The 18,903-nt window shown below is 57.6% G+C and carries 16 protein-coding genes; 9 read left to right on the forward strand and 7 right to left on the reverse strand.

The annotated features are described in order from the left end of the window. Positions 1 to 123: 123 nt before the first annotated feature. The 4 genes from ftsP to FFS28_RS18205 form a co-directional block, all read right to left on the reverse strand. Positions 124 to 1,536, reverse strand: coding sequence for a cell division protein FtsP (ftsP, locus tag FFS28_RS18190; protein WP_137903639.1), 1,413 nt, complete (start codon positions 1,534 to 1,536; stop codon positions 124 to 126). Positions 1,537 to 1,593: 57 nt separating this feature from the next. Next, entirely contained in the window at positions 1,594 to 2,331 is a 738-nt protein-coding gene (plsC, locus tag FFS28_RS18195; RefSeq protein ID WP_137903640.1) for a 1-acylglycerol-3-phosphate O-acyltransferase, read from the reverse strand. Between the two features lie 165 nt (positions 2,332 to 2,496). Continuing rightward, positions 2,497 to 4,755, reverse strand: a complete 2,259-nt coding sequence (parC, locus tag FFS28_RS18200) for a DNA topoisomerase IV subunit A (RefSeq protein WP_137903641.1) — start codon at positions 4,753 to 4,755, stop codon at positions 2,497 to 2,499. 118 nt (positions 4,756 to 4,873) lie between these two features. After that, positions 4,874 to 5,275: a YgiW/YdeI family stress tolerance OB fold protein gene (locus FFS28_RS18205; RefSeq protein ID WP_058610761.1), complete on the reverse strand. Its 402-nt coding sequence runs from the start codon at positions 5,273 to 5,275 to the stop codon at positions 4,874 to 4,876. 139 nt (positions 5,276 to 5,414) lie between these two features. Here FFS28_RS18205 and qseB point away from each other — a divergent pair, with 139 nt between their 5' ends. The 6 genes from qseB to FFS28_RS18235 all read left to right on the forward strand — a co-directional run bounded on the left by qseB (position 5,415) and on the right by FFS28_RS18235 (position 9,511). Continuing rightward, positions 5,415 to 6,074, forward strand: a complete 660-nt coding sequence (gene qseB, locus FFS28_RS18210; protein ID WP_006178549.1) for a quorum sensing response regulator transcription factor QseB — start codon at positions 5,415 to 5,417, stop codon at positions 6,072 to 6,074. After that, a complete protein-coding gene (gene qseC, locus FFS28_RS18215) occupies positions 6,071 to 7,408 on the forward strand; it encodes a quorum sensing histidine kinase QseC (RefSeq protein ID WP_137903642.1) in 1,338 nt (445 codons plus the stop codon). The genes qseB and qseC overlap by 4 nt, the downstream gene beginning before the upstream one ends. Positions 7,409 to 7,513: 105 nt before the next feature. Beyond that, positions 7,514 to 8,095 carry an NAD(P)H-dependent oxidoreductase gene (locus tag FFS28_RS18220; protein WP_006178551.1) on the forward strand — a complete coding sequence of 194 codons (582 nt, stop codon included), beginning with the start codon at positions 7,514 to 7,516 and terminating at the stop codon, positions 8,093 to 8,095. 28 nt (positions 8,096 to 8,123) lie between these two features. Continuing rightward, complete coding sequence (locus tag FFS28_RS18225; RefSeq protein ID WP_006178552.1) at positions 8,124 to 8,438, forward strand: putative quinol monooxygenase; 315 nt, start codon at positions 8,124 to 8,126, stop codon at positions 8,436 to 8,438. An 84-nt stretch (positions 8,439 to 8,522) separates the two neighbouring features. Next, positions 8,523 to 8,963: a peptidoglycan-binding protein LysM gene (gene lysM, locus FFS28_RS18230; RefSeq protein WP_006178553.1), complete on the forward strand. Its 441-nt coding sequence runs from the start codon at positions 8,523 to 8,525 to the stop codon at positions 8,961 to 8,963. A gap of 20 nt (positions 8,964 to 8,983) precedes the next feature. Next, positions 8,984 to 9,511: a hypothetical protein gene (locus FFS28_RS18235; protein ID WP_137903643.1), complete on the forward strand. Its 528-nt coding sequence runs from the start codon at positions 8,984 to 8,986 to the stop codon at positions 9,509 to 9,511. A 15-nt stretch (positions 9,512 to 9,526) separates the two neighbouring features. Here the strand turns inward: FFS28_RS18235 and FFS28_RS18240 are convergent, their stop codons facing one another. Genes FFS28_RS18240 through FFS28_RS18250 form a run of 3 tightly spaced genes read right to left on the reverse strand, consistent with a single transcriptional unit; the run spans position 9,527 to position 13,854 of the window. Beyond that, positions 9,527 to 10,714, reverse strand: coding sequence for a glycoside hydrolase family 88 protein (locus FFS28_RS18240; RefSeq protein WP_137903644.1), 1,188 nt, complete (start codon positions 10,712 to 10,714; stop codon positions 9,527 to 9,529). 27 nt (positions 10,715 to 10,741) lie between these two features. Continuing rightward, the gene (locus tag FFS28_RS18245) at positions 10,742 to 12,007 is read right to left on the reverse strand and encodes an oligosaccharide MFS transporter (protein ID WP_006178556.1); all 1,266 of its coding nucleotides are present in this window, start codon (positions 12,005 to 12,007) and stop codon (positions 10,742 to 10,744) included. Between the two features lie 32 nt (positions 12,008 to 12,039). After that, entirely contained in the window at positions 12,040 to 13,854 is a 1,815-nt protein-coding gene (locus FFS28_RS18250) for a DUF2264 domain-containing protein (protein ID WP_137903645.1), read from the reverse strand. Positions 13,855 to 14,020: 166 nt separating this feature from the next. On the opposite strand from FFS28_RS18250, the gene FFS28_RS18255 reads away from it, so the two are divergent. The 3 genes from FFS28_RS18255 to FFS28_RS18265 all read left to right on the forward strand — a co-directional run bounded on the left by FFS28_RS18255 (position 14,021) and on the right by FFS28_RS18265 (position 18,888). Next, the gene (locus FFS28_RS18255; protein ID WP_137903646.1) at positions 14,021 to 14,860 is read left to right on the forward strand and encodes a helix-turn-helix transcriptional regulator; all 840 of its coding nucleotides are present in this window, start codon (positions 14,021 to 14,023) and stop codon (positions 14,858 to 14,860) included. A gap of 253 nt (positions 14,861 to 15,113) precedes the next feature. Then, the gene (locus FFS28_RS18260; protein WP_137903647.1) at positions 15,114 to 15,749 is read left to right on the forward strand and encodes a response regulator transcription factor; all 636 of its coding nucleotides are present in this window, start codon (positions 15,114 to 15,116) and stop codon (positions 15,747 to 15,749) included. After that, positions 15,736 to 18,888, forward strand: a complete 3,153-nt coding sequence (locus tag FFS28_RS18265) for an ATP-binding protein (RefSeq protein WP_137903648.1) — start codon at positions 15,736 to 15,738, stop codon at positions 18,886 to 18,888. The genes FFS28_RS18260 and FFS28_RS18265 overlap by 14 nt, the downstream gene beginning before the upstream one ends. The last annotated feature ends 15 nt before the right edge of the window (positions 18,889 to 18,903 follow it).

The following is an 18,903-nucleotide window of genomic DNA, read 5'->3' on the forward strand; positions in this document are numbered from 1 at the left end:
CTTCCGAAGAAAAAATAGACAAAAGGAGCGGGATTATACGCTGGTTTACCGGGGGAAATGAAGGGGTATTGTGCGGGCCGTTGCCCTCACCCCCTCTCCCACAGGGAGAGGGAGAAAAGCCATTTACGGCGCCGGATTCACCAGCAGTTGCCCCACGGATCCCCTGTCCATCATCTCCAGCGTCTGGCTGTGATAGAGGAACGGGAAGTGCGGCCACGAAGGTTGACCGTAGTAGACCAGCAGCTCTACCTGCCCGTCCACCCAGACGGTATCTTTCCAGCCGCGATCTTCCGGGAACGGCATCGCGCCGTTGACGTTGCGGATCAGGAAACTCACGCCCTCAATATGGAACGACTGGGGCATATCCGACCGCACCGTCCAGCGCTCCCAGGTGCCCTGCTGGGCGGTGATATCAATACGTTTTATGTCCCACAGCGCGCCGTTAATGCCCGGATCGTCGCCCAGGCTGATGTCGCGGCTGCGGACCGCTGGCCCGGTCATGATCTCCTGCGGTAACAGGCGCATCGGCAGGCTGTCGGTCACCAGCGGCAGCAGGCCAGTTGGACGCAGGGTCAGCACCAGGGTGGAAACCAGAATGCTCGACGGTTCAAAGAACCCGCGAATACGGTCGACAATGCTGGCCGCTTCGCCGCAGGTTAAAGAGACTTCATCGCCGTTGGTCATGTCGACCAGAATTTCACGGCGTTCGCCCGGCGCCAGCGCCAGCTGCTTAACGGAAACCGGCGCGGGCAGGAAGCCCTGATCGCCTGAAATCACGTGCAGGGGGCGGCCATCGCTCATCTGCAGCAGATAGCGTCGGGAGTTGGAGGCGTTAAGCAGACGCAGGCGCACCCAGCCGCGAGACACTTCGACATACGGACTTTGCGCACCGTTGACCAGCAGCGTGTCGCCGACAAAACCGCCGCTACCCGGCTCGCTGTATTCCGGTGTGCCAAAGTTATCCAGACGTTTGTCCTGAATAATGACCGGGAAATCATCCACGCCGTAGTGGTTCGGGATCGGCAGTGATTTGCTGATCTCATCTTCAATCAGCCACATGCCCGCGAGGCCGTTATAGACCTGCTGCGCAGTGCGGTTTGGGGTGTTGGCGTGATACCACAGGGTCGCCGCACTCTGGCGGATCGGCAATACCGGCGCCCAGTCGGCGTTTGGCGACATCATGCGCGCCGCGCCGCCAACCAGCGGGCCAGGCACCTGCAGGCCGCTGACGGTCATCGCGACATTCTCAGGCGTGCGGTTACTGTAAATCAGCTTAACGTCATCGCCGTTCCACACGCGGATGGTTGGCCCGAGGTAGCGCCCGTTAATGCCCCAGATGGAGGCGCGCGTCCCCTGGGTAAAGGACCAGTGGCTGCGCTGTAACGTCAGGAAAAGCGGCTGCCCGCGACGGGATTCGATCAACGGCGGAATGGGCAGCGGCTGCTGCTGCCCCGCGGCGCTGGCTGTCAGCGGCATCGCACCCGCACAAAGGGCGATCCCCGAAGCCTGAATAAATTGACGCCGACTGAGTGACATATAAGCTCCATCTGAAACGACTAACAACGCGGGAATTCGTTTTCCCTTTAACGCCGGTTAAATTTTACCGGCGGCTTCTCTCTCTGCGACTTCTTTGTCGAGCTGCGCGATATGCTGAGCCATCAGCTCGCGGCAGTGTGTCGCCAGTTCGCGCACCTGATCTTTACCGTAGTGACTGGTGTCCACCGGCGGCAGCATTTCCACTATCACCAGCCCATTATTCAGGCGGTTAAGATTAATTTTATTAGAAGTGTTGGAAACGCACACGGGAATAATTGGAACCCCTGCCGCAATTGCAGCATGAAACGCACCGGTTTTAAACGGCAGCAGGCCGCGACCACGACTGCGCGTCCCTTCCGGGAACATCCAGATTGAGATTTTGCGTTTTTTAAAGTGGTTCACCACTTCGGCAATGGTGCTGTGGGCTTTTGCCCGGTTATTGCGGTCGATCAGCAGGTTACCGGTGAGCCAGTAAAGCAGGCCGAAGAACGGGATCCACAGCAGGCTTTTTTTCCCTACCGTCACGGTCGGCGGTAATACGATGTTAGCAGCCGTGACCATATCGTAATTGTTCTGATGGTTAGCGATATAGATGGCATTACCGAAGTTCTCTGCCCCTTCCGGCAGACGTTTTTCGACTTTCAGGCCAAACAGCGGGGCAAGACGTCCGAACATGTGGCCAAAGGTGGCGACATGCTTCGGGTTACGCGGGCTGAACAGGCACCAGATACAGCCGAACACACAGACCAGAATGCAGTAAATAACGGTAAGAATTAAACGAACAATGTATAGCATAGCGACCTCTGAAGCCCTGACAGCTGACAATTATACTTCACCTGTGGCCAGGTAAGGACTTTATTACGAGCGCGTATTGTTAATCGCAACGCATGAATTAACAACGTTTTTACGGGAAATTTTAGTGAATTTACCCCCTCCGGAACAGAGGGGGTGAGAACTAAACTAGGCTTCGCTGTCGCCCACGACGGGACGATTCGGAGAATCAATCTCAATGCGGTCGATACGCTGTAGGCCGCGCATCAGCGAGCCGCGGCGGCCCCGCTCGCCTACCACTTTTTGCAGCTCTTCCGGGCGAAGCTTAATTTTACGTTTGCCAACGTGGATCGTCAGCGTGCTTTGCGGCGGTAAAATAAACAGGTGCGCCAGGCCATCTTCGCCTTTTGCCGCTTCCGCCGACGGGATGTTAATGATCTTATTGCCCTTACCTTTTGACAGTGCAGGCAGATCGCTCACCGGGAACATCAGCATACGTCCGGCGGCCGTGATGGCCAGCAGCATATCGCTGTCGTTCTCAATGACCAGCGGTGGCATAACGTGTGCGTTATCCGGCAGGCTGATCAGCGCTTTACCCGCACGGTTGCGCGACACCAGATCGTTAAAGGTACAGATGAAGCCGTAGCCCGCGTCTGAGGCCATCAGCAGTTTCTGGTCCTCGGACTCCATCAGCATATGGTCAACCGTGGCACCCGGCGGCAGCGTCAGCTTGCCGGTGAGCGGCTCGCCCTGCCCGCGCGCAGACGGCAGCGTGATAGGATCGATGGCGTAGCTGCGGCCCGTGGAGTCGATAAACGCCACCGGCTGGTTGCTCTTGCCTTTCACCGCCGCCTTGAAGCTGTCGCCCGCCTTGTAGCTCAGGCCCGGCGCGTCGATATCGTGACCTTTCGCGCTGCGCACCCAGCCGCTTTGCGACAGCACGATGGTGACCGGCTCGGAAGGCTGCATGTCGTGCTCGTTCATCGCCCTGGCTTCTTCGCGCTCGTGCAGCGGAGAACGGCGTTCGTCGCCAAACGCGTCGGCATCGGCCTGCAGCTCTTTCTTCAGCAGGGTATTCATTTTGCGCTCGGAGGCGAGGATCGCCTGCAGCTTATCGCGCTCTTTTTCCAGCTCATCCTGCTCGCCGCGGATCTTCATCTCTTCCAGTTTGGCGAGATGGCGCAGCTTCAGCTCAAGGATCGCTTCGGCCTGGGTTTCGCTGATACCGAAACGCGACATCAGCGCCGGCTTCGGCTCGTCCTCGGTACGAATGATTTCAATCACGTCGTCGATATTGAGGAACGCCACCAGCAAACCTTCGAGGATATGCAGGCGCTTGAGCACTTTTTCCAGACGGTGATTCAGACGACGACGCACCGTATCGCGGCGGAACGTCAGCCACTCGGTGAGGATCTCCAGCAGGTTTTTCACCGCCGGGCGGCCGTCGAGGCCAATCATGTTCAGGTTGATGCGGTAGCTTTTTTCCAGATCGGTAGTGGCAAACAGGTGGTTCATCACCTGATCCATGTCCACGCGGTTGGAGCGCGGGACGATCACCAGACGGGTCGGGTTCTCGTGATCCGACTCATCGCGAAGGTCGTCCACCATCGGCAGCTTTTTATTGCGCATCTGGGAGGCGATCTGCTCCAGCACCTTCGCACCGGAGACCTGGTGCGGCAGCGCGGTGATCACCACGGCACCATCTTCTTTATTCCAGACGGCGCGCATACGCACGGAGCCACGGCCGTTCTGGTAGATTTTGCGGATTTCCGCGCGCGAGGTAATGATTTCGGCTTCGGTCGGGTAGTCCGGCCCCTGCACGATATCCAGCAGCTCATCCAGCGAGGTTTTCGGCTGTTCAATCAGGGTGATGGCGGCGTTTGCCACTTCACGCAGGTTGTGCGGCGGGATGTCCGTCGCCATGCCGACGGCAATACCGGTGGTGCCGTTGAGCAGGATGTTCGGCAGGCGCGCAGGCAGCATTTTCGGCTCCTGCAACGTCCCGTCGAAGTTAGGCACCCAGTCAACCGTGCCCTGACCCAGCTCACTCAGCAGCAATTCGGCATATTTGGACAGGCGGGATTCGGTGTAACGCATGGCCGCGAAGGATTTCGGATCGTCCGGCGCACCCCAGTTCCCCTGCCCGTCGACCAGCGGGTAGCGGTAAGAGAATGGCTGCGCCATCAGCACCATCGCTTCATAACAGGCGCTGTCGCCGTGCGGATGGTATTTACCCAGTACGTCACCGACGGTACGGGCGGATTTTTTGAACTTGGCGCTGGCGCTCAGCCCCAGCTCGGACATCGCATAGACGATGCGGCGCTGGACGGGCTTCAGGCCATCCCCGATAAACGGCAACGCCCTGTCCATGATGACGTACATGGAGTAGTTCAGGTAGGCGTTTTCCGTGAATTCATGTAGCGCGAGGCGCTCTGCCATATCGCTCATTACGTGTGATTCCTCAACTCAGAAACCGATGGGTTTCAGGCAATATTGCCGCAGATACTACCTCATCTGGCGAGTTGAGTCACAAAGAAAAAGGGCCGGTTAAGCGGCCCTTTTCGGGTTATTTGTTCAGTTTAATAACCTGCTTCACGTCGATTTCAAATTCGTTCCAGTCTTTGTCGACTTTACCCTGAAGCTCGACTTTATCCTGCGGGGTCACGGTCACGCCGTTCCAGCGCTTGTGGTCGATCTCCACCACCACCGTGCCGCTCTCGTCGCGGAAGGTGTAGCGGTCATCGGACAGGCGCTCGGTAATGTTCCCGCGCAGCTTAACCCAGGCGTCGTCCTTCAGATCTTTCACTTTTGCCGCCGTGGTCAGGTTGGCGTTGTTATCCACAAAACCGCCCTGCTGGGTTTGCGTCTGGCTGGCGGTGGCCGATGGGCCGTTAAAGCCACCCTGTGCAGCAAAGACAGGTGCGGTGGTCATCATCATGATGGCAGCAATTGCAGCGTATTTTTTCATCTTTATCTCTCCCTTTAATGTTGTTTCGCAATCCATTAAACAGGGTAATCCTTAACAACTTCTTAAGGGAAAAATTTATTTATTTTTACTGTACAGCGCCCGGGCGCAACGGGTTTACTGGCTGCATCATGGAGGGAACATGCGCATTTTACTGGTAGAAGACGACAAGTTAATCGGCGACGGCATTAAGACGGGCTTAAGCAAACTGGGCTTTAGCGTGGACTGGTTTACCGACGGGAAAACCGGCCAGGCGGCGCTCTACAGCGCCCCGTACGACGCCGTGGTGCTGGATCTCACCCTGCCGGAAATCGACGGTCTGGAGATGCTACGCGCGTGGCGCGAGAGCGGCCGCAGCGAGCCGGTGCTGATCCTGACGGCGCGGGATGCGCTTAACCAGCGCGTCGAAGGGCTGCGCCTGGGGGCGGATGATTATCTGTGTAAGCCGTTCGCCCTGATCGAAGTGGCGGCCCGCCTTGAAGCGCTGGTGCGCCGCAGTCACGGCCAGACGCGCAGCGAACTGCGCCACGGTAAGGTCATGCTCGATCCGGTCAGCCTGGTGGCGACGCTTGACGGCGACACGCTGGTGCTTAAACCGAAAGAGTTTGCGCTCCTTGAGCTGTTAATGCGCAACGCGGGCCGGGTTCTGCCGCGCAAACACATTGAAGAAAAACTGTATAACTGGGATGACGACGTCTCCAGCAACGCGGTGGAAGTGCATGTTCATCACCTGCGCCGCAAGCTTGGGAGCGAGTTTATCCGCACCGTGCACGGCATCGGTTATACCCTGGGTGACGCATGAAACTGAGTCTGAAGCTACGCCTGACGCTACTGTTCCTGCTGCTCTCGCTGGCAGCCTGGTTCGCCGCCAGCCTTGTCGCCTGGCAGCAAACCACCCACAAACTCGATAAGCTGTTTGATACCCAGCAGATGCTGTTTGCCAAACGGCTGCTGACGATGGATCTGGATGAGGTCCGCGCCCCCGAACGGATGCGCGACATCCCCAAAAAAGTGAAGCACGGTCGCCTGGACGACGACGCGCTGGCGTTCGCCATCTTTAGCGCCGACGGCGATATGATCCTCAACGACGGCGAAAACGGACGCGATATTCCGTATCACTACCGCCGCGACGGATTTGACGATGGCCGCCTGAAAGATGATAACGACGCGTGGCGTTTTGTGTGGCTAACCTCGCCGGACGGTAAGTACCGGGTGGTGGTCGGGCAGGAAGCCGAGTACCGCCAGGAGATGGCGCTGGACGTGGTCAGCTCCCAGCTCACGCCGTGGCTGGTGGCGCTCCCGGTGATGCTGCTTCTGCTGATTGTCATGCTGAGCCGTGAGCTTAAGCCGTTGAAAAAGCTGGCGAAAACCCTACGATCGCGCTCGCCGGATGCCACCGATACGCTGTCGACGCAGGGTGTCCCTGCGGAAGTCCGCCCGCTCCTCGACTCGCTGAATCATCTCTTTACGCGCACCCAGGAGATGATGTCCCGCGAGCGCCGCTTCACGTCGGATGCCGCCCACGAGCTACGTAGCCCGCTGGCCGCGCTGAAGGTGCAAACGGATGTGGCGCAGCTGTACCTCGACGATCCGCAGGCACAGGCCAAAGCCCTGGCGCAGATGCATGCCGGCATTGATCGGGCATCCCGGCTGGTGGATCAGCTTCTTACGCTGTCGCGTCTGGATTCGCTGGATAACCTCGACAATATCGAACCCCTTGCGCTGGCCGATTTACTCCAGTCCGCTGTGATGGACATCTATCATCCGGCTCAACAGGCGGGGATTGATATTCGGCTGAACATCAATGCACCGCAGGCAACGCGTACCGGCCAGCAACTCCTGCTCAGCCTGCTGGTGCGCAACCTGCTGGATAACGCCATCCGCTACAGCCCGCGCGGCAGCGTGGTGGACGTGACCCTTAACGCCCGCAGCTTCAGCGTGCGCGACAATGGCCCGGGTATTGCCCCCGACGCCTTAGCCCGCGTCGGCGAGCGCTTCTATCGCCCGCCGGGACAGGATGAGACCGGCAGCGGCCTGGGACTATCCATTGTTAAACGCATCGCCACCCTGCACGGAATGCGCGTATCACTGGCCAATAGTGCCGAGGGCGGTCTTGACGTCACCGTAAGCTGGTAGGGGATTATTGCCTGAGCAGCAAAAGACTTTGCACATTTTGCCTATTTTACCGCCCCGTTCTCGCGCGTAGACTATCCGGCATACTCTCATCGTCGAGGACAAATAATGAGCAATATTCTGATTATCAACGGCGCGAAAGAATTCGCGCACTCTAAAGGCCAGTTGAATGACACCCTGACCGAGGTCGCGGACGGTTTCCTGCGCGACGCCGGGCATGATGTCAGGGTGGTGCGCGCGGACGGCGATTACGATGTTAAAGCAGAAGTGCAGAACTTCCTGTGGGCCGATACCATCATCTGGCAGATGCCGGGCTGGTGGATGGGTGCACCGTGGACCGTGAAAAAATACATGGACGACGTGTTCACCGAAGGCCACGGCTCCCTGTATGCCAGCGACGGTCGTACCCGCTCTGATGCGTCTAAAAAGTACGGCTCAGGCGGCCTGATCCAGGGCAAAAAATACATGCTCTCCCTGACCTGGAACGCACCAATCGAGGCCTTTACCGAGAAAGATCAGTTCTTTGAAGGCGTGGGCGTAGACGGCGCATATCTGCCATTCCACAAGGCCAATCAGTTCCTGGGCATGACCCCGCTGCCGACCTTTATCGTCAATGACGTGATTAAAATGCCTGATGTCCCACGCTATATCGCAGAATATCGCAAGCATCTCGCGGAGATTTTTGGTTAACTGGAAGCCTGACATCAGGAGAAACGATATGCTTACCGTAATTGCAGAAATTCGTACGCGTCCAGGCCAACATCACCGTCAGGCGGTGCTGGATGAGTTTGCAAAAATTATCCCAACCGTGCTGAAAGAAGAAGGCTGCCACGGCTATGCGCCGATGATTGATGCCGCCACCGACGCCAGCTTCCAGGCCACCGCGCCGGACTCCATCATCATGGTTGAGCAGTGGGAAACCGTGGCGCACCTTGAAGCACACCTGCAGACCGCGCACATGAAAACGTGGAGCGACGCGGTGAAAGGGAACGTGCTCGACACCCATATCCGTATTCTGGAGCAGGGCGTCTGATCCTTCCTTCCCTCTCCTTTCGGAGAGGGAAATTTCTGTGACCTGCTATGCTTATTCTGACTTCATGTTTAACAGGAGGATGGAATGGGTCTTTTTAATTTCGTAAAAGAAGCAGGCGAAAAACTGTGGGACAACCTGACCGACCACAAAGGTCAGGGCGACAAAATCGCCGAACACCTCAAGAAACTGAATATTCCCGGCTCGGATAAGGTCCAGGTTAACGTCACCGATGGCAAAGCCAGCGTGACCGGCGATGGGCTGACGCAGGAGCAGAAAGAAAAAATCCAGGTTGCCGTCGGGAACATCGCGGGCGTGAGCGAAGTGGAAAACAACATCACCGCGACCGATGCCAAAGACGAAGCCACCTACTACACGGTGAAATCCGGCGATACCCTGAGCGCCATCTCCAAAACCGTGTACGGCGATGCCAACCAGTACAACAAGATTTTCGAAGCTAACCGCCCGATGCTCTCCAGCCCGGATAAAATCTATCCCGGACAGACGCTGCGTATTCCTAAAGCCTGATAGCAACGGAACGCGAACGGATGAAAATAGCCTGCCTTGGCTGGGGTTCGTTAATCTGGAAGTACGGCCCGCTGCCCGTCGCCGGTGAGTGGCAACCTGACGGGCCGTCTCTGCCCGTCGAGTTTTGCCGGGTCAGCGACGGCGGTGAGCTGGCGACCGCCCTCTGTATGAATGCCCCTGCGGTACCGGTGCTATGGGCCTGGCTCAGCGTGAATTCGCTAAGCCAGGCCTGCGACGCGCTGCGCAAGCGGGAGGCCATTCCGCAGACGCGCTGCGACGGCATCGGCTCCCTGCTGATTGCCGGGCGCAGCACCGGTGTCCTCACGACGTGGGCAGCGGAAAAGGGCATCGATGCCCTCATCTGGACCGGGCTGCCGCCCCGCAGCGCGAGCCTGGAAGGCCGCGTTCCCACCGTTGACGAGGCAATTGCCTATCTGGACAGCCTTAGCGGAGAGACGCGCGCCCATGCGCAGGACTACTTCCGTCGCGTACCGGCGCAAATCAGTACGCCCTATCGCAGGGCGATTTCCGACGTGCTGGGGTGGTGATCCGCCCCGGCATTTTTACCAGTACAGCTTCCAGCTCTGAGTGAACCGCACCAGCGCTTCCACGTAGAAGTAATCCCCCCAGCTTGCACACTCATCCACCCCTTTGTTGCTCGCCAGATGGTAAACCGAGTGCTTCAGCAGCCCGTTGCCCTTCTCTTCTTTGCCCATCAGATAGTGTTTCGTCAGCGAAGACATGATCCCTTTTGCCCACTCCAGATAGCGTTCCCGGTCCGGGTCCGTAACCGGCAGATGTTTCACCAGCTCCAGCAGGCCGCACACCGCAATCGCCGCCGATGACGAATCGCGCAGCGCGTCGGTGCCCACCAGCGCCAGATCCCAGTGGCAGACGTTGTCTTCCGGCAGGCGGTTAAGGAAGTAGTTTGCCAGCCGTTTTGACAGGCCGATCATCGTCTCATCGCCGGTATAGATGTAGCTCAACAGGAAGCCGTAAATGCCCCAGGCCTGCCCGCGCGACCAGCAGGAGTCGTCGGCGTAGCCCTGCTGGGTGTTGCCGTAGCGCGGTGCGCCCGTCACGACATCCATATAGTAGGTGTGGAACGTCGAGGCATCGTCGCGAATAAGATAGGTTGCAGCCTGCATGACGTGGGCTTTTGCCGCCTCCGCGAAGCGCGGATCGCCGGTTTGTTCGCTCGCCCAGTAGAGCAGCGGCAGGTTCATGTTGCAGTCGATGATCATACGCCCGGCCTGCTCGGGATCGTTCAGATCGCCCCACGCCTGGACGATCTTCGCCCGCGCGTGAAAACGCTCCAGCAGCGCTTGTGCCGCCAGCAGAGAGAAGCCGCGCGCTTCACGGTTGCCGGTCAGCCGCCAGGCCGCTACGCAGGAGAGCGTATAGAGGAAGCCCAGATCGTGGGTATTGGTGTCGCTGCGCCCGGCGATGCGCAGGCCAAACGAGCGCACGTGCTTTTCCGCCAGCGCGCGGAATTTTTCTTCGCCGCTCATCTCCCACGCCAGCCACAGCTGCCCGGTCCAGAAGCTGGTGGTCCACTCCACGTTATCCGTCAGCGGATAAAAACCGTCCTGACAGGTTTCCGCCGGGAACAGCTCACCGAACTCGGTTACGTGACGGCTAATCAACTCGAGGACGTGGCTGCGCGCCGAACTCAGCTCATCGCTAAACGCGCGTGGATCGACGGGCGTGGCGATGGCGTTCAGGCGTTCCTCTTTGATACGACTTAACATATTTCGGTTCCTTCTTTGACGGCATAATTAACGTGAAGTGGGCTCGGCTACGTTCAGCGTACGGCTCCCACGCCACTTGCTCTGGCAGGCGGAGAGGGTAAACGCAGAGATCAGGGTAAAGGTCAGCGCCGTAGCGCCCATGATGATATAGGTCTGCTCGAAGCCGATGCGGTCATACATATAGCCGGCAGGCGATGACACCACCACGTTGCCGACGTACAGCATCGCCTGATAGCCCAGCAAATACATGGTGGCATTTACGCGCTTGTCGAAATGCTCGGCGATATATTTAAATACGGAGACCAGCAGCAGGCAGATTTCCAGCCCGTACAGCGGCTTAAGCACGGAAATTAACAGGTGTGAATCGCACATCCCGGAAATAATCAGACGCGCCCCGACCACCAGCCCGACAATTAATAGCCCGCGTTTAGCGCCGATAAAATTAACGAACAGCGGGATCACCATATACATCACGAATTCCATTCCCGACTGCACGGTACCCAGATAGCCAAAGACGGCGTTACCCTGGTGAATATCGTCGAAGAAGGTGACGAAATAGCGCGAGAATTGCTGCTCGGCAATAAACATCATCCACGCCACACCCGCCACGTACAGGCAGAAGGCCCAGAATTTACGATTCCGCAGCAGGGCGTACACGTCCGACGGCGCGATTTTTTCTTTGGTCAGCACCTCACCTGCGTGAACGGAGTTAGTGTTCACTTTCAGGCTCAGCAGGACAATCAGCATCACCACCGACGCCACGCTGCCCATAATAAAATTATAGGCCGGAGAGAGGTTAAACAGCAGACCGGAGAAGGAGGATGCCACCGCCCAGCCGAGCGAGCCCCACATGCGAATTTGTCCAAACTCCATGCCGTTTAAACGGCTGAAGCGGTCGGAATAGGATTCGCACGCCGCCACGCCCGCATACCAGGCAAAGCTCAAATAGAGCGCGCCAATAATTATCCCCAGCATGGTGTTGGACATTAATAGCGGCTGGTAAACGTAGATAAAGAATGGAGCCATCAGGGCAGACATTGCCACCACAAAATAGAGCAGGTATTTGCTCATGCCGATCTTATCGAGAATATAGCCGTAGATCGGCTTCAGAATAACCGAGAAAATACCGTTCACCGCAAAGACGGTGCCAATGACCGACCCGCTAAGATTGGCTTTTTGCCCGAGCCAGATCGCCAGCAGGCCAATACTGGCGGACCAGGTAAAGAAATAAAGAAAAATAAAGCTGCTGATTTTGTAATATTCGGTTCTGTTTGTTGTAGATGGTCTTTTCATAGCATCCTCGCCAACGAGTAGGGGCCAGAGTTTTATAAGGTGAACGACAGCTGGCGTTCACTTCCGGGGTCGCGAATAACGACCTGGTCAGGGGTCATGGTCAGCTGCGGCGTCGCCGCAATCCGGTGTTGCTCGCTGGCGAAGACGGCGCAACAGAGCCAGCTTTCCCCTTGCGGGAGTTCCGTTATGAGCAGGGGGATGGAGGCGCACTCCGCAAACATCACGCTGCTGTTAGGCGGCGTGACGAGGCTGTCCGGCTGGCGCGTAAGCGCAGGAGAGAGATCGACAATCACGCTGCTGCCGTTGCTGGCCGCCAGATAACAGCCGCGATCGCGGATCTGAGGGTCGGTTTTCATCACCGCAAATCCGCCCTCCGCCGTTTGCAGTTTCCGCGCGCTGTGAATGCGGTGCAGACGCAGATGCCATTCGCCGAACGGGATTTGCCAGGTGTCGATATGCACGTCGCACCACGGAGACCAGCGCGAGTAGAGGTAATTTTCCTCGACGCGCACCGCATCACACGCCCGGCGGCCACGAAAGTAATCGTCCCCGTCGGCCAGCAGCAGCATGGAGTCGCACGCCGCGTGTTTCAGGCCAAAGCGTCCGCGCTCAAGGGTGAAGCCGAAGCGGCTGGAGTAGGCGAATTTGGTGTATTTGGCCTCGGTGTTGACGTAATTGTTCAGCTCAAGCTGACCGGCGGTGAGCATGGTGACGTGCTGCGACTCGTCCGCGTGCATCAGGATCTGCGCCGCATGCGGGAGCACGCGTTTTTCGGCCAGCGCGGGAAGCGGCGCTTCCCCGGCCTGCCAGAACGGATGCGTCTCCGGCAGGGCCAGGATCAGAAAGGTTTTCAGCGCCCAGTACGGCGACCCCGGCGAGTTGTAGTCCTCACACATCGCCAGGTTGGGATAAGCAAAACCGAGCGTCAGAATGCCGTCGCGATCGGCAATGGGCCGCTGCTGCCACCAGCGTAAATGGCGCAGCACAATGCCCTTCACGATGCCCGGTGTGAATACCTCAAGCCCGGAAAAGGCCACCGCGCTCCAGAAAGCGACCATCGCGAAGCGGTAGGTCAGACTACGGCCAAACGGCACCGACGCACCGTCGGCGGCGGACCAGTAGATAAAGTCTTCGGCGAACAGGCGCGACCGCTCACGCAGGATCTGCCCCCTCTCCTCATCACCGCTGAGCGTGGCGTAAATCAGGCCGTAGAAGTGGAATGCCATTGAGATGTAATAATCTTTTGGCCGACCGGGGCCGTCGGAATACCAGCCGTCGCCTAAATAGTAAGCCTCCATCAGCGCAAAACGGCGATCGATAGCCTGCTGGTCGTACGGCAGTCCGGCGCGCCTGAAGCCGAGCTGCACCATGATGGCGAAGTAGTTCCAGTTACTGTCCGGCATTTGCGCATCGGTGATTTGGTTGAGCCACGCGTGCAGGTTCATGACCTCGCGCTCGCTGAAGCGGTCGGTGAGTTTTTCCCCGAGCAGCGCAAGCCCCAGTCCGTAGGCCGCCATCTCCACCAGACGCTGATCGTAGGGGGCGCTTTCTCCCCAGTAACCCGCGCTGAGCGGATCGGTGCCGAGCCGGATCGCCTCAATGTACTTGTCGCTGAACGGGACGGCATCGCCGGAGGCCATCAGCGGAAACAGCCCCCACAGCGCGCGCGACAGCCCTTCCATCTGCGCAATATCCGTCGCGTAATGCGCACAGGTCTCGCCGAGTGAGAAACGCGACTGCCCCGCCGGAAACTGTGCATCCAGCGCGCCGAGCATGGCATTGAGAGACGCCACCACGTCCTGGCGTGAAGACAACGGATTTGATGTTTTCTGATTTGCCGCCCACATACTTTCGCCCTCGTAATCAACTGCGGCAAAGCATAGTGAATCCGCGAGCTGGAGAAATGTTAGCCAGGTCACAGGTGCGAACGATAACTAAACCCGCAGTTGAGAAAATTTAAAAAGGTGGTTTATAACGATAGCCAGACGAGGAAAAGTTGAGTTTTATTGCCCTATGCGCGACACGCCGACAGCCGATTATCTGGAGTTGATTACCCTGAACGATGCGGTGGGATCGTTCAGCCGTCTGTTTGCCAATACCGTGCGTTACCATCACTGGCATCAATGCCTGGAGATCCTCTACGTCGAAGAAGGGTTTGGCGTGGTGATCGTCGATAACCGCCACTACACCATGCGTCCCGGACGGCTGTTTTTCTTCCCTCCCTTCACCCTGCACAAGGTGAGAGTGGATGAGCAGGCGCAGGCCCTGTATCGACGCACCATCATCCATCTCGACCAGCATGCGGTCCTGAAGGTGTTGCGTGATTTTCCCCATGCCCGGCAGCGGCTGCAAAGGCTCTCCTTTCGCGGTGCAGAGGCGTGGGTAGCGGATCTGGCGCATTGCCATGATCATCTCGTGCATCTGTTTAACTGTTACCGGCCACCGATGAACAGCGAGAACATTGCCTCGCTGCTCATCAGCCTGTTCGCGATGCTGCCGGACGATAACGACGGCGCACCGGGCAACAGTCAGGGGATCGCCAGCCAGGCGATGTTCTGGCTGGATGAACATTATCAGGAGAAATTTCGCCTCGACGCGCTGGCGCACGAACTGGGGAAATCGCGCAGCTATGTGTCGCGAAAATTCCATGCCGAAACCGGCGAGAAAATTCACGACTACCTGAATACGCTCCGGCTGCGAAAGGCCTGCGAGTGCTTATTGCACAGCGATGCGAGCGTGCGCGAGATAGCGACACGGGTCGGGTTTTCTGACGTCACCTGGTTTATCAGCGCGTTTAAAAAAGGGATTGGCGAGACGCCGTTGCAGTACAGGAAGAACCATGCGAACCGATGAGCGGCTTTATTGCCGGATGGCGGCTGCAATTTCATTAGGCAATATCTTAATTATCCCGGCAACTCACGAAACAGGGCTTTTAATTTAATTCTTTATTCGGAATAAACCGCGCTGAAATAGTAAAAGTTGCCTTAATCCTAAATCCAAAATCTTAAATCCAGCCTTTTACTATATCGTTCTTATCCGCTGTTGATTACTATATTGCCCCTCAGGTCGACGGAGTCAGTGAGGCCACCAAAAGGACAAGGGTAGTATGATTTCGATTTTGCTTGTAGACGATCATCCAGCAATCTGCTTTGCATTAAAAGTACTTCTGGAAAAGCACGGAGATATGACCGTCAGTACCTCTACGGGTGAGAACCTGCTGTCCCAACTGCATCAGCAGCGCCCGGACTTATTAATCCTGGATCTCGAACTTAAGCACGCCGATGGCCTCGACCTGTTACCCCGAATTAAACAACACCTCCCGGAACTTAACATTCTGGTCTTTACCAGCCAGTCAGCAGGTTTATATGCGCTGAGAACGCTCCACGCCGGGGCGCAGGGGTTTATCAATAAAAATATGCCGCTGGAAAACGTTGAGCCACTGTGCCGGCTCATTATGGCGGGCTACCAATGTTTTCCCGAAGGGACGCTGTTCAAAGCCGCCAGCATCAATGAAAAAAACGATGCGTCTGAATCACTATCAAGCCGCTTCTCGGATCGCGAAATTGCCGTTCTCAATTATCTGAAACAGGGCAAGAGTAACAAAGAGATTGCCGATCTCCTGATGCTCAGCAATAAAACCATTAGCACCTATAAAACCCGGATGCTGCAAAAATGTGGCTGCGACGATCTCAACCAGCTTATCTCGCTTGTCTTCAGAGAGTCTGATAATGAGAATACTTAGCGGACTGCTGCTGTTACTCGTCGCTTTTATGGCACAAGGTGCGACAGCGCAGGAACCCCTTAAGCTTCTCTCCCGAAGCATGGAGACGATTGCCGACCCGGGACTTGGTGCAAGCGAATGGCGCTGGCTGCGTGAACACCGCAAAATCCGCCTGGCCGTCTGGTTGCCGATGTCGCCGCCCTATGACATTACCACCGGCCTGAACGATTACGGTGGCATCAATGCCGATTTCCTCGGCCTGGCGGCGGATAATCTTGGCGTCGAAATAGAGGTTATTCGCTACCCAAACTATGACGCTGCGCTGGAGGCGTTACGCGCAGGGGAAGCGGACTTCATCGCGCAGGCCAGCGATAACCAGCAAAATCAGGGGCTGATACTGAGCCATCCCTACAGCCCAAATGCTGCCGTTGAAGTGGTCAATAACGAAGCCACACAGGATGATGCGGTCAGAAAGATTGCCATCGCGCCGGGCTACGATCCTCAACGCGTCCTGCAGCGTTACCCGAACGCGGAGATCGTCCCCTTCTACTCACCGCGCCACGCGCTGGAAGCACTCGCGTTTCGAAAAATCGACCTTTTCTTTTGCGATGGCGTTACCGCCCGCTATCTGGTGAACCAGTCCAACATCAGCAACTTACTCATACGCCCTCTCGACACCCCCTTTCCCGTGTCAGGATTTTCCTTTGCGGCAATGCCAAAGATGCACATGTGGGTAAGGGTGCTGAATAACTTTCTGGCCGCGTTGCCGGAAAGTGCAAGCGTAGAGATACACCGTCGGTGGAATGGCGGCATCCCGCTTTCACTGAGCGAGCAGAAACCGGTCTTTACCTCGCTGGAAAATAAATGGATTGATGAGCACAAACGTATACGGGTGGCCGTGGCCGAGGATAACCCACCGATCGCCTTTTTTGATGACGGTGGCCAGATGCGTGGCATCATCGCCGATGTCCTGACCGCATTGCAGCTCCGCACCGGGTTTACCTTTGTCATCCAGCGTTTTCCTACCCAAAGGGCTGCCCTGGCGTCGGTGAAAGCGGGAAAATCGGATTTGGTTGCAGGCGTGACGCAGGGGGATATCTGGCGCACTGATTTACTGACCACCCGTACCTGGCTCTATAACTCCTGGGTGATGGTCGGGCAAGCGCATTCTGTTCCGGGCGCGGTGAGTCCTGGCGTGCTCAGCCTGGATGGGCAGTCGCCAGAAGAGTGGTTACGTAAGCAGAGCGGAGGCCAAACGGAAAAAGTCGACACCTGGCGACAGGGGCTCAACCGCATCGTTCACAGCCACGACAAGATGATGGCCATGCCGCTGATCGTCGCCAATACGCTTCTGGCGAATAAAGAGTATGCCGCGCTCCGTATTCTGGGAAGTATCGACATCGACCCGATGCGATTCTCATTCGGGGCGTCCCGTCAGTCCTGGCCTTTAATTACCATTCTCAATAAAGCGCTCATTAATATTCCGCCGGAGGATCTCCATGCCCTGACCCGTGGCGGAAATGCCGGTAACAGCTTCACGTCGACCGGGCCAAAACAGGTAGCGCTGAGCACGGTATTGACCGTCGGACTGGCTATCGTGGTTCTCCTCTGCCTCGCCGCCGCCTGGGGTTATCGCCGCCATCGGCGCGCTCAGCAGCGAATGCTGAAGATCATGTCGGCTCAGCGACAATCCAGAAATCGTGCCCATCGCGCCAGCCGTGCGAAGAGCGTGTTTCTGACCACCATGAGCCACGAGATACGCACGCCTATCGGCGCAATCATGGGGATGCTGGAACTCGTCATGAAGCGCCCTGGCGATACCCAGCAAAACCGCCAGTCGGTACAGGTGGCGTGGGATGCGGCCCAGGCCCTGCTGCAGTTGATTGGCAACATACTTGATGTGTCGCGTATTGAATCTGGCCGCCTGGTGCTCCGCCCCGAGCGGGCCTCGCTGCGCAAGCTGATTGAGGAGCCCGCGATGTTGTTCGAAGGCATGGCGGCGCAAAAAGGGCTGGCCTTCGTGCTGGAACGTGATGCCGAACTGCAGGAGGACGTGCTGGTCGATCGCAGCCGTTTCAGGCAGATTTTGGTTAATATCGTCGGAAACGCGATCAAATTCACCGAACGCGGGCAGATAACGCTGAGCGTACAGCTCGACGGACGTGACGAGGGCTATCTGCTGTTGCGTATCACGGTCGTCGATACCGGCGAAGGTATCGACGAGGCCACCCGGCAGCGGTTATTCCAGCCCTTCGCTCAGGGAAACACCCGTAACGTCGCACAGGGGAGCGGGCTGGGCCTGTATATCTGCCGCACGTTAACAATGATGATGGGCGGCAGCTTAGCGATCCACAGCGAGCCTGGACATGGAACGACGGTCACGGTCTCCCTTAAGCTGCCGGTGATGGCAGAACGCCAGGATGCTCCTGATATACAGCCCGCGTCGCCGCTTTCCCGCCCCTCTCTGCGCGTTTTGATTGTCGATGATAATCCCGTGGGCAGAATGGTATTAAGCCAGCAGCTGAGCTGGCTCGGCCACCGCGCGATCGGCGCCGACAGCTCAGCCTCTGCGCTGGAAACGCTAAAGCAGGCGCAACCTGATGCGGTGATCACCGATTGCAATATGCCCGGCATGAGCGGGTTCGAACTGGCACAGCTCATCCGTGCGCACTACCCCGACATTGCGGTCTTTGGCGCGACCGCAGACGCACGGGAAGTTGTCCGTGAGATGGCAAGAGAAGCAGGCATGCGCGACTGTCTCTTCAAGCCGGTCACGCTCACTATGCTGGCAGAACTGCTGGCTCCCCTGAAGGGATCTGTCCCGGTCGCCGAGGAGCCGCAAGACGCATTGGCGTGTAACCTGCCGCCCGAGCTGCTGGAAGGGGATAATCTGCCCCTGTTTCTTTCGCTCCAGATGTCGGTCATTGATGAATCCCTTGCCCACTTGCGCGCCTGGCTCGCCGCGCCAGAAACCTCACTGCGTGAGACGCTGCACAAACTGCGCGGCGGACTGGCGTTACTGGGCGTGCCCGCATTGATAGCCCGCTGTGAAGCACAGGAAGCCACCCCGGACCACGACGGGATCCACCAGCTGTTAGCTGAACTTGCGCAGCTACGCGCCGCGTTACAGCGTTGGCACGATTCAGGACGACAACCTTAATCCACGTCCTACATG

Origin of the sequence: Enterobacter sp. 2VL (genome assembly GCF_005503595.1) — a bacterium.
In the GTDB taxonomy this organism is placed as follows: domain Bacteria; phylum Pseudomonadota; class Gammaproteobacteria; order Enterobacterales; family Enterobacteriaceae; genus Enterobacter; species Enterobacter cancerogenus.

Excerpts from the sequence above, each read along its gene's own strand:
- lysM (WP_006178553.1), top strand. The coding sequence starts at position 8,523 with ATGGGTCTTTTTAATTTCGTAAAAGAAGCAGGCGAAAAACTGTGGGAC.
- FFS28_RS18220 (WP_006178551.1), top strand. The coding sequence starts at position 7,514 with ATGAGCAATATTCTGATTATCAACGGCGCGAAAGAATTCGCGCACTCT.
- plsC (WP_137903640.1), bottom strand. The coding sequence starts at position 2,331 with ATGCTATACATTGTTCGTTTAATTCTTACCGTTATTTACTGCATTCTG.
- parC (WP_137903641.1), bottom strand. The coding sequence starts at position 4,755 with ATGAGCGATATGGCAGAGCGCCTCGCGCTACATGAATTCACGGAAAAC.
- FFS28_RS18245 (WP_006178556.1), bottom strand. The coding sequence starts at position 12,007 with ATGAAAAGACCATCTACAACAAACAGAACCGAATATTACAAAATCAGC.
- qseC (WP_137903642.1), top strand. The coding sequence starts at position 6,071 with ATGAAACTGAGTCTGAAGCTACGCCTGACGCTACTGTTCCTGCTGCTC.
- FFS28_RS18225 (WP_006178552.1), top strand. The coding sequence starts at position 8,124 with ATGCTTACCGTAATTGCAGAAATTCGTACGCGTCCAGGCCAACATCAC.
- ftsP (WP_137903639.1), bottom strand. The coding sequence starts at position 1,536 with ATGTCACTCAGTCGGCGTCAATTTATTCAGGCTTCGGGGATCGCCCTT.
- FFS28_RS18235 (WP_137903643.1), top strand. The coding sequence starts at position 8,984 with ATGAAAATAGCCTGCCTTGGCTGGGGTTCGTTAATCTGGAAGTACGGC.
- FFS28_RS18250 (WP_137903645.1), bottom strand. The coding sequence starts at position 13,854 with ATGTGGGCGGCAAATCAGAAAACATCAAATCCGTTGTCTTCACGCCAG.
- FFS28_RS18265 (WP_137903648.1), top strand. The coding sequence starts at position 15,736 with ATGAGAATACTTAGCGGACTGCTGCTGTTACTCGTCGCTTTTATGGCA.
- FFS28_RS18255 (WP_137903646.1), top strand. The coding sequence starts at position 14,021 with ATGCGCGACACGCCGACAGCCGATTATCTGGAGTTGATTACCCTGAAC.
- FFS28_RS18205 (WP_058610761.1), bottom strand. The coding sequence starts at position 5,275 with ATGAAAAAATACGCTGCAATTGCTGCCATCATGATGATGACCACCGCA.
- FFS28_RS18240 (WP_137903644.1), bottom strand. The coding sequence starts at position 10,714 with ATGTTAAGTCGTATCAAAGAGGAACGCCTGAACGCCATCGCCACGCCC.
- FFS28_RS18260 (WP_137903647.1), top strand. The coding sequence starts at position 15,114 with ATGATTTCGATTTTGCTTGTAGACGATCATCCAGCAATCTGCTTTGCA.
- qseB (WP_006178549.1), top strand. The coding sequence starts at position 5,415 with ATGCGCATTTTACTGGTAGAAGACGACAAGTTAATCGGCGACGGCATT.